We start from the raw sequence: 14,300 nt of genomic DNA on the forward strand, positions 1-14,300 counted from the left end.
CCTGCCTTGATCGCTTCACCCTGTCTGGCGAGGCGCGTCTCATCCGAACGGGTGAGGGGAATTTCCTCGAACAGGGTGATTCGTCGTCGGGGGGCGCTGCATATGATGAGCCCATCTTCAGCCATAAACAGGCGACGGAGGGATCATCATGCTGCTCGGACTTGCTCTACTTTATGTCGGTGCCGTTCTTTTCCTGAACGGTCTTTGGCTGCTCGGTCGTATCGGCGATCGCGAGATCGCGGTCATCAACATCTTCGTTGGCGGACTGACCCTTCTGGTCGCCCTGTACCTTGCCTTCTTCGAGAACGATCCGGAGTCCATCCGCGCAGCCGCCCTCACGTTGCTGTTTACCTTCACCTACCTTTGGGTCGCAATGAACCGATTCAACGGCGCGGACGGGCGCGGGTTGGGCTGGTTCAGTCTCTTCGTCGCGATCACCCTCATTCCGGTGACGATCGGCGCCTTCGTGGAGGCCGGTTCCGTTCTCGGAATGTGGCTCGCATTCTGCTGGGCGGCATGGACCTTTCTCTGGTTCCTGTTCTTTCTGCTGCTCGGCGTGCAGAAGCCGATCGTGCGCTTCACCGGGCAAGTGACTGTCGTGACCGGCATTCTCACGGGCTGGGTGCCGGGCTTCCTGATGCTCGATGGCATTCTGGTTTGAGCGTCAAGGCCTTGGTGACGACGAGCCGTGCTAGCACACCTTCCCGAAGGCCCTTTTCGTCGCGCGGCAGGCCCGCCGATTGCCCTGCGCATCGGCGGTAGCGCATTCGTCTCTCGGCGAGGCGGTCGGCGCGCCGGATGACCGGGGGTAGAGGCGGGGCGGGTGGTGCCGCAGGTCATGCGTGGATCAATTCCCGCATCCTCGAACCGACGTGCCCGCCGTGGTTTGTGAGCGACAGTCGCCGCAGACTCCGGACGTCGGGCGGCCCGTTCGCCAGCGGGCGGCTGGACCCGAGAAGCACTCTTCCGCGCCACTGAACCCAAGCACACTTCCCGCGCGACCCTGAACGCGTCGTCCAGACCCTGACGGCGGTGACCGCAACCCCCATTTTGTACGACAGCAGTTGACAATTCGCTATCGATACACTTGTATACAGGCACACAGGGATGCGTGTGTATCGACGTTCCCTGATCTTCGACGGATTCAACAGGAGTGATCGATGAACGATCTGGATTGCGATGTGCTGGTGGTCGGTGGCGGGGTGACGGGCGTGGCGGCAGCGACGGCGGCCGCGCGCAGTGGTGCCCGCACCATCCTGCTCGAGGCGCGCCCCTTCGTCGGTGGCAACGCGACGACCGGCCTTTGCCTGCACAACTACATCACCAAGAACGGCCGTCAGGTCGTGTTCGGCATTGCGCAGGAAGTGGTCGACCGCATGATCGAGCGCGGCGGCGCGGTCGGGCATATCCCTTTCCCGGATGGGTTCTGCCATTCGATCACGCCGGTCGATGGCGAGTACTTCCGCATCATGTCGACCGAGATGCTGGCCGAGGCGGGCGTGCAGATCCTCTATGGCGTCAACGTCGTGGGCGTGGAGACGCAGGGGCGCGAGATCACCGAGGTGCATGCCGCCGTCAAGGGCGGCATCCGCAAGATCCGCGCACGCGCCTATCTCGATGCCAGTGGTGACGCCGACCTGGTGAGCTACGCCGGCGGTGCGGTGCAGAAGGGCGAGAAGGCCACCGGCAAGATGCAGCCGGTATCGATGCTGCTGCACTTTCACGGTGTCGATACGCGTCGCATCGCCGACGCGATCGGCGTATCCGAGCCGGCGATGGCGACGCGCCCCGATTTCCCGGAGCCGATCCCGGTGTATTTCCGCGGCTCGTTCAGCCGCTGGAACGACGTCATCCGCGAACAGGGCATCTTCCCCAACGAGGACCACATGGTGTTCTTCAACACCGTCTGGCCCGACCAGGTGAACGTGAATACCTCGGCGGTGTTCGGCATCGACGGCACCGACCCGATCCAGCTCTCGCGCGCGGCGGTGGAACTGACCCGCCAGGCCGAACGCATTGGCGGCTTCCTCAAGCAGTACGTGCCGGGCTTCGAGAACGCCTATCTGGTGCCGGCGGGCTTCGCCCAGGTGCGTCAGACCCGTGTCATCGAGGGGCTCTACCAGATCACCGACGACGATGCCCTGGAAGGGCGCAAGTTCGACGACACCATCGGCCAGGTGTGCTTTCCGATCGACATCCACGATCCCGATACCGGCCAGGCGAGCTTCTTCCCGATCGGTGACGACGGGGCCTTCGACATTCCGTTCCGCTCGCTGGTACCGCGTGACCTCGACAACGTAATCGTCGCGGGCCGCTGCCTGTCGGCCACGCACATGGCCTTCGGCGCGACGCGCAACATGGCGCCGTGCCTGGTGTCGGGGCAGGCCGCCGGCGTCGCCGCGGCGCAGGCCGCCGCAGTCGGTTCGAGCATTCCGGAGCTGGACGTGGCCGCGTTGCAGAAGACGCTGCTCGGGCAGGGCGTGTTCCTCGGCGACCGCTTTGCCTGAATCGCCTGAAGGCGCGGGCGGGTTCTTGGTTATGCTTGGACCCGCCCGGGTCTTCACCCACGACCGACGAGGAAATTCAGAATGAGTACCGAGACGACTGCCGATACGCCGCTGAACCTTGCTCCGCTGGAGGATTTCGATGCGTACGTGCCGCTGCGTGTGGCCGTGCTCACGCGGCTCAAGCAGGCGATTCTCGACGGCGTGCTGAAACCGGGCGAACTGCTCAGCGAAAACCGCATCGCGACCCAGCTGTCGGTGAGTCGCACACCGGTGCGCGAAGCGCTGAGGGTTCTGGAGCAGGAAAACCTCGTGACCATGCTGCCGGGTCGCAAGGTCATCGTCTCCGTGCCCAGTGCCGAGGACATCGACGAGATCTACGACATCCGGTTCATCGTCGAATCCGAGGCACTCCGGCGCATCACGCCGGATCGCACCGATCTCATCGAACGTCTCGAGGCGTGCATCGCACGCCAGGAGGCGGCCCTCGAACGTCGTGACACGCGCGCCCTGCGCGAGATCAACACCGAGTTCCACATGATCTTCGTGTCGGTATTGAACAACCGCCGCCTGCGGCAGTTCATCGATTCCGTCTACGACTCGATCACCCGTTTCCGGCTGTATTCGCTGGAGAACCCGGAATGGGCGGAACACGGTTCGCAGGAACATCGCCGGCTGGTCGAGCTGCTCAAGGCCGGCGATACCGACGGCGCCGTAGAGATGCTCAGGGAGCATCTCGCCAGCGCCAGAAACATCGTCACGAAGATGTTCAATTGAGAGGAGACATGACAATGAAAATCCGCACTCGCATCACGACCCTGGCGGCGTGCCTCGTTACCGCCGCGGCGACCTTCACCGGCGTGGCCCAGGCCAGCCCCGAGGTCACCCTCAAGCTCGCCCACGTGCAGCCCGAGACGCACGCCTTCCACAAGGGTTCGGTGAAGTTCGCCGAAACCCTGAAGGAAGTGTCCGGCGGCAAGATGGAGGTGCAAATCTTCCCCAACGGCGTGATGGGCAACGAGCGCGACCTGCTCGAGGCCTTGCAGATCGGCTCGCTCGATCTGGTCACCGTCACGTCGGCGCTCACCAGCAAGTTCAGCACCAACTACCAGGTGTTCTCACTGCCCTTCCTGTTCGACAGCTACGAGGACGCATTCCGTGTCATGGACGACCCGGAGATCCGCGGTTCGCTGGGCGAGAAGCTGATCGGCAAGGGCATCCGGCCGGTCGCATACTGGATTGGCGGGGCGCGCAGCTACTACGGTCGCAGCGAGGTCGAGAACCTGCCCGACTTCCAGGGCAAGAAGGTGCGCACCATGGAGGACCCGTACTACCTCGCGACGTGGAAATCGCTCGGCGCGATCCCCACGCCGTTGCCCTTCGGCGAAGTCTATTCTGCCCTGCAGACCGGCCTGGTGGACGGTGCCGAAGGTGCGATCAACACCTATGTGTCGAAGAAGTTCTACGAGTCGGCGCCGCACGTGGCGATGGTCAATTACGTCTATTCGATCCAGCCGCTGCACATTGCCGAGTCGCGCTGGAAGAAGCTCAGCGAGCAGCAGCGCGAATGGGTGAAGCAGGCGGCCGACGCGTCTTCCACCTTCGAGCGCCAGATCATCCTCGACGAGGACCGCAAGATGAACGACACGCTCGCCAGCCATGGCGTGCAGGTCACGCGTCCCGACATCGGGCCGCTGCGCGAGGCCGTCGCACCCGTCTACGAGAAGTTCCGCAAGGAGTTCGGCGATGAGGCCTACAGCCTCGTCGAGCAGATCCGCAAGGACTGAGACGCGACTTCGACCCACCCCGGGGCCCCTGCGTGCGCGCAGGCGCCCCGGCCCAAGGAGTGCATACGATGTGGAAACGGCTGCTCTCGGTCGAGGCCGTGTGCGGGGCGCTGCTGGTCGTGATCGCCCTGCTGATGTCGGTACAGGTGTTCACCCGCTACGTGCTGGAACAACCGCTGACGTGGAGCGACGAGATCATCTCGCTGGCCTTCACCTGGCTTTGCTTCCTCGGCGCTGCCGTGGCGCTGAAGCACCGCGGGCACATCGGCCTGACCTTCCTCGTGGAGCTGTGTCCCCCCGCGCCGCGTCGCGTGTGGATCGCCGCGATCGGCCTGGTGGTGTCGGCGTTCCTGGCGGTGCTCATCTATGCCGGCTGGAAGATGACGGCCCTCGTGCATGATCAGCTATCGGCGGCACTGGAAATGCCGATGAGCTACTTCTATGCGGCTCTGCCCTTCAGTGCCGTACTCATGATCTATTACGAACTGGCCCATGTCGTGGCCGCATGGCGGGAGAATTGGTCATGACATTGGCGTTGTTCGCGACATTCATCATCTGCATCGTGATCGGCATTCCGATCACCTTCAGTCTCGGCGTTGCCGCACTTGCGGCCATCATGGCGAGCGACCTGTCGGTCATCGTGATTGCCCAGCGCGTGCTGCCGGCCATCGTCGACGCATCGGTACTGGTGTGCATTCCGCTGTTCATCCTGGCCGGCAACGTGCTCAGCTACGGCGGCATGGGCGACCGTCTGGTGAGCGTGGCCAACATCCTCGTCGGCCGCAGCCGGGGCGGGCTGGGCTCGGCCAACGTGCTCGCCAGCATGCTGTTCGGTGGCATCTCGGGCTCGGCTGCCGCCGATACCTCGGCGGTGGGCAGCGTGATGATTCCGTCGATGGAAAAGCAGGGCTACGACAAGGCCTTTGCCACCGCGATCACGGTGATCTCGTCGCCGCTGGGTGCGATCATCCCGCCCAGCATCATCATGATCGTCTATTGCTGGGTCACGGAAACCTCGATCGCGAGCATCTTTGCCGCAGGCTACCTGCCGGGGCTGATCATCGGCGGGGCGATGATCCTGCTCGGCTGGATCATCTCGGTGCGCAAGGGCTATCCCATCGCACCGCAGACCTCCTGGGCGGAGAAGGTTCGCATCGTCGCGACGGCGCTGCCGGCGCTGGCCATGCCGGTGATGATCATCGGCGGCATCGTGGGCGGCGTCGCCACCGCCACCGAGACGGCCGCGCTCGCGTCAGTGTATGGCTTTCTGGTCTCGATGTACTACTACCGCGAACTGAAGTGGTCGGCCGTGCCCACCATCCTGTTCGAGACTGTCAAGCTGACCGGCGTGGTGCTGCTGATCATCGCGATGGCGGCCCTCTACGGATGGCTAATGGCCTTCGATCGCGTGCCGTTCCAGGTCGCCGAGCTGCTCGGCGCCATGGGACTTACGCCGTTCGCCTTTCTTGCCGTGTATGTGGCGATGATGATCTTCCTCGGGTGTTTCCTGGCGCCCACCGAGGCGCTGATCATCGCCGTGCCCATTCTCTTTCCGGTGGCGATGCAGATGGGCATCGATCCGCTGCACTTCGGCATCGTCTCCGTGACGGCGTTGGCCTTTGGCCACGTATCACCGCCGGTCGGAGTCTGCCTGTTCGTCGGTTCGGCGATCAGCGGACTGTCGCTCGGGCGAATCATCCGCGCGCTGCTGCCGTTCTACGTGGTGATCTTTGGCGTGCTGATGCTGATCGCGTTCTATGCGCCGATCACCACCCTGGTGCCGGATCTGCTCGGGTTGAGTCGGTAAGTTCGAATGTCATGCTGCGCCCGCAACGTTTTCGGACGCAGCGTGAGACGTTTCAGCTCCGACGGGCGCGGCGTATTCGACCTTCGTCGTCGGCAAGACTGAGCAGATAGGCGCCGGCCTCCTCGATGTCCGCGATCATCTCCGTCTCGGCTGCATCGGCGTCGCCGGCGTGCAGGGCTTCGAGGATCTTCAGATGGTGGTCCGTGCCCTTGAGCGAGAGCACGTAATCCGGAATGACGAAGGTCAGCACCGGGCCGCAGCGCAGCCATAGGCTCTCGATCATCTCGAACAGGATCGGGATGTCGGCCATGCGGTAGATGCCGAAGTGGAACTGCCGATGCAGGTCGAGATAGGCCTCGAGCTTGCGTTCGGCGATCAGGCGACGCATCCGGGCCATCGTGTCTTCCAGCACGCGCAGGCGAGCTGCGTCGGCATTGCCGGCGGCCTCGCGCGTCGCGCGTCCCTCCAGTTCCGTGCGCACGATCAGCAGATGGCGCAGCGACTGCGCGTCCAGATCCGGGACCACGGCCGAGTTGCGCGGGCCCTGCTCGAGCACGCCACCGGCGACCATACGGTTGAGTGCGTCGCGCACCGGCGTGATCGAGATCCCCAGCGAGTCGGCCAGGTCACGCAGCACCAGACGCTGGCCGGGTTCGAAGCGGCCTGCGAAAAGCGCCTCGCGGATCTGAGCAAAGACTTGGTCGCCGAGCGGCTCGCGTTCGACCGGCTGGAGTGCCGGCTGCAGATGTGTGGCGTTTTCCATGATGTGCGTCCTTGCTTGCTGAACTTCCGCGTCCGGTGCGACGCGATCAAGGTTGACTCTACACGAATTCGTGTTGTACGGTGTTTGTTATAACAAACAACAAACACCGATTTTCCACCAGTGTAGGAGACTCACCATGAAGCTCGCACGAAGGATCTTGCTCACCACCGTTGCCGCCCTCGGCCTGACCGCAGGCCTGGCTTCCACCAGCGCAGCCGAATACCCCGAGCGCGAAGTCCGCTGGGTGATTCCATGGAATGCGGGCGGGTCGAACGACATCATGGCGCGCTTCCTGCAGCCGATCCTGGCCAAGGAAGGACTCAAGGTCGTCATCGAGAACGTGCCGGGTGGCACGGGCGCCATCGGCATGGGGCAGGTGGCCACCGCCAAGCCCGACGGCTACACCATCGGCAACGGCACCAGCTCGACGCTGTCGATCATCGCGCAGGGCAAGGCGCCGCTCAAGAACGAACAGTTCACGCACATCATCCGCGTGTCGGTCGATCCGCTGATGCTGCTGGTGCCGGGCAACAGCCCGCACAAGACCCTCGACGAGTTCATGGCCCACCTGAAGGCCAACGACGGCAAGGTCACCATCGGCACGCCGGGCACCTACAACATCAACCACATCTTCGCCGAGATGACCGCGCGCGGTGCCGGCGTGGCCTATCGTCATGTGCCGTATCCGGGCGGCTCGCGGGTCATCGCCGAGTTGATGGGTGGCCAGATCGCCGCAGGCGTGCTCAAGCCCAGCGAGACGATGGAGCAGATCAAGTCGGGCGACCTGCGTCCGCTCGGCGTGTTCGCCAACGAGCGTCTCGAGGTGCTGCCCGACGTGCCGACCTTCGCCGATCGCGGAATCGACGTCTATCCGTTCGGTCCGGTGGTCCAGATGGCCTACATCGCCGCTCCGGCCAACATGGACCCGAAGGTGCGCGAGACGCTCACGGCGAAGTATCGTGCGGCGCTGGAAAGCCCCGAGTTCAAGAAGTTCGCAGCCGACAACGGCTTCCTGATCGATCCGCTCGCCGGCGAGGCGCTGGACAAGGAAGTCGCCGCTGTCGCCAAGGCCATCGCCGCGGTCGCGGAACAGACCTTCAAGTAAACCGCAGACGGGCCGTCCGCTCACGGACGGCCCGCATCCCCGGAGAAATCCGAATGCACAGTCTTCGACTCGCTGCCAGCGCGGCGGTGACGCTGATCCTGCTCGGGCTGGTGGCGCTGCTGTGGTCGCCCGCCTTCGCCCTGCCGGCAGCCGGGCGTGTCAACGGCATCGGTCCGGGTGCGCTGCCGCAGTTCAGCGTGGTGGCCATCGCAGCCCTGTCGGTCCTGATCTTCGTGCGCGACTTCGTGTCGATGCGCCGCTCGGGGCAGATCAGCGGCGCGAGCGAATTCGGCGAAGGTGCCGATCCGCGGCGGGTGGTCGGCATCAGCCTCGTCACGCTGCTCGCACTGTCGGCCTATGTCGCGCTTTGGGCAGCGATCGGATTTCCGGTCGCTTCCATTCTGTTTCTCGCCGTGATGAGCATGGTGTTGCTGCCGCGCGAACTGCGCAGTACACGCGCTTACGTTGCCATCGCGGTGTGCTCGGTCGCATTCGGTACCGGCGTATGGGCCCTGTTCGTCTATGTCCTGCAGGTTCCGCTGCGCTGAGGGGATGGCGATGGAACTTCTCGACAACCTGATCCCCGCGCTGCTGAGCACCGTCACGTCGCCCGTGGCGCTGGGCCTGATTCTGGTCGGCGTGGTGGTGGGCTTCACCTTCGGGGCGACGCCGGGGCTGACCGCGACGATGGGTGTGGCGCTGTTCATTCCGCTGACCTTCCCGCTCGAGGCGGATCTGGCCATCGGCATGATGATCGCGCTCTACTGCGGCTCGATGGCCGGCGGCGCGATTCCCGCGATCCTGATCAACATCCCCGGTACGCCCTCGGCGCTGATCACCACCATCGACGGCCATCCGATGGCGCGCAAGGGACTGGCCGGCCGCGCGTACGGCTGGGCCTTGGTGTCATCCATCGTCGGGGGCCTGGTGGCCTGGGTGTTTCTCGTCACCCTCGCGCCGATGCTCGCCCGCCTGGCGCTGAAGCTGGGCCCCGCCGAATACGCCGCGACCGCGCTGCTGGGCATGACCATCATCGCGTCCATCGTGCCCGGACGCCTGCTCAAGGGCGCGCTGTCGGTGGTCATCGGCGTGGCGCTGTCGGTGGTCGGCCTGGACCAGATCACCGGCGAGGGGCGCTGGACCTTCGACACGCTGGCGCTGATGCGCGGCATCGACATCATGCCGGCGCTGATCGGCCTGCTGGTGATCCCCGAGCTGATGGGCTCGATGTTCGAGCGCAACAAGGGCGAGAAGCTGCCCTACACGCTCAAGCACATGCTGCCCAGTTTCCGCGAATGGTGCGGGCAGGCGGTCAACACCGTCCGCTCGGCGATCATCGGCGTGGTGGTCGGCATCGTGCCGGCGCTGGGAGGCAGCGTCGGCTCGCTGATCGCCTATGACCAGGCCAAACGCTCGGACAAGAACCGCGCCGAGTACGGCAAGGGCGCGCCGGGCGGGGTGGTCGCCTCCGAAGCGGCCAACAACGGCGTGACCGGCGGTGCGCTGATTCCGCTGCTCACACTCGGCATTCCCGGCGACACGGTCACCGCGATGCTGCTCGGCGGCCTGACCATCCACGGCCTGCAGCCAGGCCCGCGCCTGTTCGAGACCAGCGGGCCGATCGTGTGGGAGATTCTCGGCTCGGTGCTGATCGCGATGCTGATGATCGCCGTGGTCGGCCTGATCGGCTTCCGCTTCTTCGTGCGCGTGCTCGACGTGCCCCGTCACCTGCTGGTTCCGGCGTTGTTCGTGCTCGCCGTGGTCGGCACCTACTCGCTCGCCAACCAGTGGTTCGACGTCGTCATCATGCTCGCGCTCGGCGTTGGCGGCTTCCTGATGACGCTGGCCGGCATCCCGGTGTACCCGGCGGTCATCGGCGTGATCCTCGGCCCGCTGCTCGAATCCGAGACGCGCCGCGCGCTGGTCATCAGCGGTGGCGAATGGAGCACCTTCTTCACCCGGCCCGGTGCCGCGACGATCCTCACGATCGCCCTGCTGGCGCTGGTCCTTCCCAACCTGCTGTCGTGGATCAAGCGTCAGCGTCAATCCGCCCCGAACCCCTCAGCGAGGAGCACTCCGAATGAAAATTGAAAAGATCACCTGCCATGTGCTGAGCACGCCCATCCAGCAGCCCTTCACCTCCTCGCGCGGGTGGATCTACAAGACCCGGGGCACCTGCCTGGTGGAGATCGAGACCGATGACGGCATCGTCGGCTGGGGCGAGTGCTACGGGCCTTCGGCGGTGGCGAAGGCCTTCATCGACACCCAGTTCGCCGCGCGCATCAAGGGGCGCGATCCCTTCGACGTCGAGGTGATCTGGGAAGAGCTCTACAACCGCATCAAGGACTACGGCAACAAGGGCATGGCCATCGCGGCGATCAGCGGCATCGACATCGCGCTGTGGGACATCATCGGCAAGGCCTGCAACAAGCCCGTGCACAAGCTCATCGGCGGGGCATTCCGCTCCGAGGTGCAGGCCTACGCGACGGGGCTGTACTTCGTCGACATGGACAACCTCGTCGGCGAGGCCGTCGAGGAAGCCGAGGGCTACGTCGAGGAAGGCTTCGGTGCGATCAAGATGAAGATCGGCCTGGGCTCGATCCGCAAGGACGTCGAACGCGTCGCGGCCGTGCGCCGCGCTATCGGTCCGGACGTGCGCCTGATGGTCGACGCCAACCACTGCTTCTCGGTGCCGATGGCGATCCGCCTCGGACGCCAGCTCGAGGAACTCGACGTCGAGTGGTTCGAAGAGCCGATCTCGCCCGAAGACATCGACGGCTACGTCGAGGTGGCGCGCGCACTCGACATGGCGGTGGCCGGCGGCGAGAACGAATTCACCCGCTGGGGCTTCCGCGACGCGATCGTGCGGAAGGCGATGGATATCGTGCAGCCCGACGTGTGCGCTGCGGGCGGGCTGACCGAATGCAAGAAGATCGCCGCACTGGCCTCGGCGCACGGCGTGGAGTGCGTGCCGCACGCCTGGGGTTCGGTGGTCGGCGTGGCCGCCACCGTGCATTTTCTCGCCGCCATGCCGGACCAGCCGCCCAGCCTCTTTCCGTGCCCGCCGCTGCTCGAGTTCGAGCAGTGCGAGAACCCGTTCCGCGACCACCTCGGCCTGGAACCCATCGTGCAGCACAAGGGCGTGGTGCAGGTTCCGACCCGCCCCGGCCTCGGCGTCGAGATCGACCGCAAGGTGCTCGACAAGTACCGCGTCGGCTAAAGGGGGCGGAATGCGATTCGTCACCTTTTGCCACGACGGGCGTGAGCGGGCGGGCGTGCTCATGGGCGACGCGTCCGCTGCGGACGATCGCGTGTGCGATCTCGCCGCGCCGGCCATGCGCGACGCACTCGGCGGCCTCGCGCCCGACGTCGGCGCCTTCATCGCCGCCGGCCTGCCGGAAGTCGCCGCGCGCATCGAGGCGCACGGCCTGCGCGAAGCGGCGCTGCTGGCTCTGGACGAGGTGCGCCTGCGCGCGCCCGTGCCCCGGCCGCGGCGCATCTTCGCGCTGGCCTTCAACTATCGCGATGCAGTGCGCGAGCGCGGCATGGACGAGCCGGCCGAGCCCGTGCTCTTCATGAAGCACCCCGAAACGGTGATCGGCCCTGGCGAGCCGGTGATCCTGCCGGCCGGCGTGGGCGGCGTGACCTACGAGTCGGAGCTGGCGGTGTTCATCGGCCGGGGCGGGCGCGACATTCCGCGGGAAACGGCGATGGAGCACGTCGTCGGCGCCTGCGTGTTCAACGACGTCAGCGCCAGCGAGCTCATCCGCAAGGATCGCGGTTTCGAGCGCGGCAAGAACCTGCCCACCTTCGGCCCGTTCGGCCCCTATCTGGCGACGGTGGACGAACTGGGTGCGCTCCACGACCTCGCAGTGCGTCTCGAAGTGGACGGGCAGACCCTGCAGGAAGGCAACACCGCCGATCTGATCTTCAACATCCCCGCGCTGGTATCGCACCTGTCGCGCGGGCAATCGCTCGAGCCCGGCGACGTCATCGCCACCGGCACGCCGGCCGGCGTCGCAGCCATGCGCTCTCCTCCCGCGTGGCTGCGTCCCGGCGCGACGATGCGCGCCAGCGTCGCCGGGCTCGGCACCCTGACCAATCCGGTCATCGAACAAGGAGTCTTTCATGGCTGACGGCCAGACCGTACTGCTCACCAATGCGCTGCACCCGGACGGCCAGCGCATGCTCGACGAGGCCGGCGTGCACAGCGTGCTCGCGCCGGACGTGGCGGCCGACACCTTGCGGCGCCTGGCGCTGGAGGTCGACGGCATCATCGTGCGCGCGCAGTTGCCGGCCGACATCTGCGAACACGCGCCGCGACTCAAGGGCATCGTGCGCCACGGCGTTGGCCTGGACTTCATCCCGGTCGAGGCGGCGACCGCCGCCGGAGTGCCGGTGGCCAACCTGCCCGGCTGCAATACCCAGGCCGTGGCCGAATACGTCATCGCCCAGTTGCTCAACCTGCGCCGCCCCCTGCTTGCGGTGGATGCGAAACTGCGCAGCGATGGCTGGGACAAGGCGCGCGCGCTGCCGCTGGGCGGCGGAGCCAAGGCTGCGAGCACTTCGAACGTCGACGACGTGCTCGCCCGGGCCGAAGGCTGCTGGGTGCGCGAGCGCATGCCGGCCGCGGGTTTTTCGGAACTGGGCGGAACCGTGCTCGGCATTCTCGGCGTGGGCAACGTCGGTGCGCGCATCGCACGCATTGCCCAGGCCATTGGCATGACGGTGATCGGCGTGTGCCGCGACCCGTCCGAGGTCCCCCCGGGGGTCGAGGCCGTCTCGATGGACGACTTGTTCGCCCGCGCCGACGCGCTGGTGCTGTCGTGCGCACTGACGCCGGAGACGCGCGGCATCGTCAACGCCGAGCGCATCGCGCGGATGAAGCCGGGCGCGGTCGTGATCAACGCCTCGCGCGGGCCGGTGGTCGACACCGCCGCGCTGGCGAGCGCCCTGCACGAAGGGCGTATTGCAGGTGCCGCGCTCGACGTCTACGACCAGCATCCGCTCGAGCCGGGCCATCCCCTGTTCGACTGTCCCAACCTGTTGATGACGCCGCACATCGCCGCGATCACCACCACCAGCATGCACGCGATGAGCGTCGGCGCGGTCGGGGAGATGCTGCGCATCCTCTCCGGCCGGGAGCCGGAGCATCTGGTCAATCCCGACTACCGCAAGAACCGAGGTCAGGCATGAAGATCACCGGCATCAAGGCCGTTCCGCTCTCGTTCAAGGTGCCCGAGGGCAAGAGTGTCACCCTGGGCATCGGCCGGGCCGTCAAGCGCGACTCGGTGCTGGTGCGCATCGAAACCGACGAGGGCATCGTCGGATGGGGCGAGGCGCATCACGGACGTTGCCCGGGCGCCATCGCGAAGCTCATCGACACCACCATCCGAGAACTGGTCCTCGGCATGGACGCGCTCGACGTGGCCGGCGTCTGGACCCGGGTCTACCGCATGCAGCTGGCCAGCCACGGCATGGGAGCGGCTGCCGCGATGGCTCTGTCCGGAGTCGACATCGCGCTGTGGGACATCCGCGGCAAGGCCACCGGCTGGCCACTGTACCGTTTGCTGGGCGGCGCCTCGAAGCCGATCCCGGCCTACGCCGGGGGGATTTCTCTGGGCTGGCAGGATCCGGCTGCGCTGGCCGAGGAGGCCAGGACCTATGTCGCCGAGGGCTATCGCGCGCTCAAGCTGCGCGTGGGCGACACGCCGGTGCGCGATGTGGCGCGTGTGCGTGCGGTGCGCGCCGCGGTCGGCGACGGCGTCGAGATTCTCGTCGACGGCAACACCGGCTGCTCGCTCGACGACGTGCGTCGCGTCATGCCGGCCTACGAGGAGTGTGGTGTGGCCTGGTTCGAAGAGCCGTTTCCGCCGCACGACTACCGCAACTACATCGACGCGGCCCGTCTGGGTCGCGTGCCGCTGGCGGCCGGCGAGAACCACTTCACGCGCTTCGATTTCACGCGCCTGCTCGAGGACGGCGCGGTGCGTTTCGCGCAGCCCGATCTTTCCAAGGCCGGGGGCGTGACCGAATGCATGCGCATCGCCGCGATGGCCTCGGCGTGGAAAGTCTCGTGCAACCCGCACACCTCGGCTTCAGCCATCAACATGGCGGCATCCATCCACCTGCTTGCCGCGATCGACAACCCCGGCTATTTCGAGGGCGACGTGACGGCGTACAACCCGTTCCGGGACGACCTCGGAACCACGCCGTATACGGTCGATGCCGAAGGATGCGTGCAACCGCTCGATGCGCCGGGGCATGGAGTGGACATCGACGAGGCCTTCATTGCGGCGCATCCGCTGATCGAAGGGCCTTGCTACGTGTAAGA

At 66.0% G+C, this 14,300-nt stretch carries 14 protein-coding genes; 13 read left to right on the forward strand and 1 reads right to left on the reverse strand.

Going from position 1 to position 14,300, the window contains the following annotated elements; all coding sequences use genetic code 11:
* Positions 1 to 148: 148 nt before the first annotated feature.
* The 6 genes from C0099_RS01305 to C0099_RS01330 all read left to right on the forward strand — a co-directional run bounded on the left by C0099_RS01305 (position 149) and on the right by C0099_RS01330 (position 6,098).
* Positions 149 to 661 carry an AmiS/UreI family transporter gene (locus tag C0099_RS01305; protein ID WP_102245761.1) on the forward strand — a complete coding sequence of 171 codons (513 nt, stop codon included), beginning with the start codon at positions 149 to 151 and terminating at the stop codon, positions 659 to 661.
* Positions 662 to 1,160: 499 nt separating this feature from the next.
* Entirely contained in the window at positions 1,161 to 2,507 is a 1,347-nt protein-coding gene (locus tag C0099_RS01310; protein ID WP_102245762.1) for an FAD-dependent oxidoreductase, read from the forward strand.
* 81 nt (positions 2,508 to 2,588) lie between these two features.
* Complete coding sequence (locus C0099_RS01315) at positions 2,589 to 3,281, forward strand: GntR family transcriptional regulator (protein ID WP_102245763.1); 693 nt, start codon at positions 2,589 to 2,591, stop codon at positions 3,279 to 3,281.
* 14 nt (positions 3,282 to 3,295) lie between these two features.
* Positions 3,296 to 4,291, forward strand: coding sequence for a TRAP transporter substrate-binding protein (locus C0099_RS01320; RefSeq protein ID WP_164084850.1), 996 nt, complete (start codon positions 3,296 to 3,298; stop codon positions 4,289 to 4,291).
* A gap of 68 nt (positions 4,292 to 4,359) precedes the next feature.
* Positions 4,360 to 4,818 (forward strand): TRAP transporter small permease, encoded by a 459-nt coding sequence (locus tag C0099_RS01325; RefSeq protein ID WP_102245765.1) that lies wholly within the window; start codon positions 4,360 to 4,362, stop codon positions 4,816 to 4,818.
* Positions 4,815 to 6,098: a TRAP transporter large permease gene (locus C0099_RS01330; RefSeq protein WP_164084851.1), complete on the forward strand. Its 1,284-nt coding sequence runs from the start codon at positions 4,815 to 4,817 to the stop codon at positions 6,096 to 6,098. The genes C0099_RS01325 and C0099_RS01330 overlap by 4 nt, the downstream gene beginning before the upstream one ends.
* A 52-nt stretch (positions 6,099 to 6,150) precedes the next feature.
* On the opposite strand, the gene C0099_RS01335 is transcribed toward C0099_RS01330, so the two are convergent.
* Positions 6,151 to 6,861, reverse strand: coding sequence for a GntR family transcriptional regulator (locus C0099_RS01335; protein WP_102245767.1), 711 nt, complete (start codon positions 6,859 to 6,861; stop codon positions 6,151 to 6,153).
* A gap of 136 nt (positions 6,862 to 6,997) precedes the next feature.
* Here C0099_RS01335 and C0099_RS01340 point away from each other — a divergent pair, with 136 nt between their 5' ends.
* Genes C0099_RS01340 through C0099_RS01370 form a run of 7 tightly spaced genes read left to right on the forward strand, consistent with a single transcriptional unit; the run spans position 6,998 to position 14,298 of the window.
* Positions 6,998 to 7,966, forward strand: coding sequence for a Bug family tripartite tricarboxylate transporter substrate binding protein (locus C0099_RS01340; RefSeq protein ID WP_102245768.1), 969 nt, complete (start codon positions 6,998 to 7,000; stop codon positions 7,964 to 7,966).
* A 53-nt stretch (positions 7,967 to 8,019) separates the two neighbouring features.
* Positions 8,020 to 8,514: a tripartite tricarboxylate transporter TctB family protein gene (locus C0099_RS01345; protein ID WP_102245769.1), complete on the forward strand. Its 495-nt coding sequence runs from the start codon at positions 8,020 to 8,022 to the stop codon at positions 8,512 to 8,514.
* Positions 8,515 to 8,524: 10 nt separating this feature from the next.
* Positions 8,525 to 10,057 (forward strand): tripartite tricarboxylate transporter permease, encoded by a 1,533-nt coding sequence (locus tag C0099_RS01350; protein WP_164084852.1) that lies wholly within the window; start codon positions 8,525 to 8,527, stop codon positions 10,055 to 10,057.
* The gene (locus C0099_RS01355) at positions 10,047 to 11,186 is read left to right on the forward strand and encodes a mandelate racemase/muconate lactonizing enzyme family protein (protein ID WP_102245771.1); all 1,140 of its coding nucleotides are present in this window, start codon (positions 10,047 to 10,049) and stop codon (positions 11,184 to 11,186) included. The genes C0099_RS01350 and C0099_RS01355 overlap by 11 nt, the downstream gene beginning before the upstream one ends.
* A 10-nt stretch (positions 11,187 to 11,196) precedes the next feature.
* Positions 11,197 to 12,102: a fumarylacetoacetate hydrolase family protein gene (locus C0099_RS01360; protein ID WP_102245772.1), complete on the forward strand. Its 906-nt coding sequence runs from the start codon at positions 11,197 to 11,199 to the stop codon at positions 12,100 to 12,102.
* The gene (locus C0099_RS01365; protein WP_102245773.1) at positions 12,095 to 13,162 is read left to right on the forward strand and encodes a hydroxyacid dehydrogenase; all 1,068 of its coding nucleotides are present in this window, start codon (positions 12,095 to 12,097) and stop codon (positions 13,160 to 13,162) included. Before C0099_RS01360 ends, C0099_RS01365 begins: the two co-directional genes overlap by 8 nt.
* A complete protein-coding gene (locus C0099_RS01370) occupies positions 13,159 to 14,298 on the forward strand; it encodes a mandelate racemase/muconate lactonizing enzyme family protein (RefSeq protein ID WP_102245774.1) in 1,140 nt (379 codons plus the stop codon). Before C0099_RS01365 ends, C0099_RS01370 begins: the two co-directional genes overlap by 4 nt.
* The last annotated feature ends 2 nt before the right edge of the window (positions 14,299 to 14,300 follow it).

The organism is Pseudazoarcus pumilus (assembly GCF_002872475.1).
In the GTDB taxonomy this organism is placed as follows: Bacteria; Pseudomonadota; Gammaproteobacteria; order Burkholderiales; family Rhodocyclaceae; genus Pseudazoarcus; species Pseudazoarcus pumilus.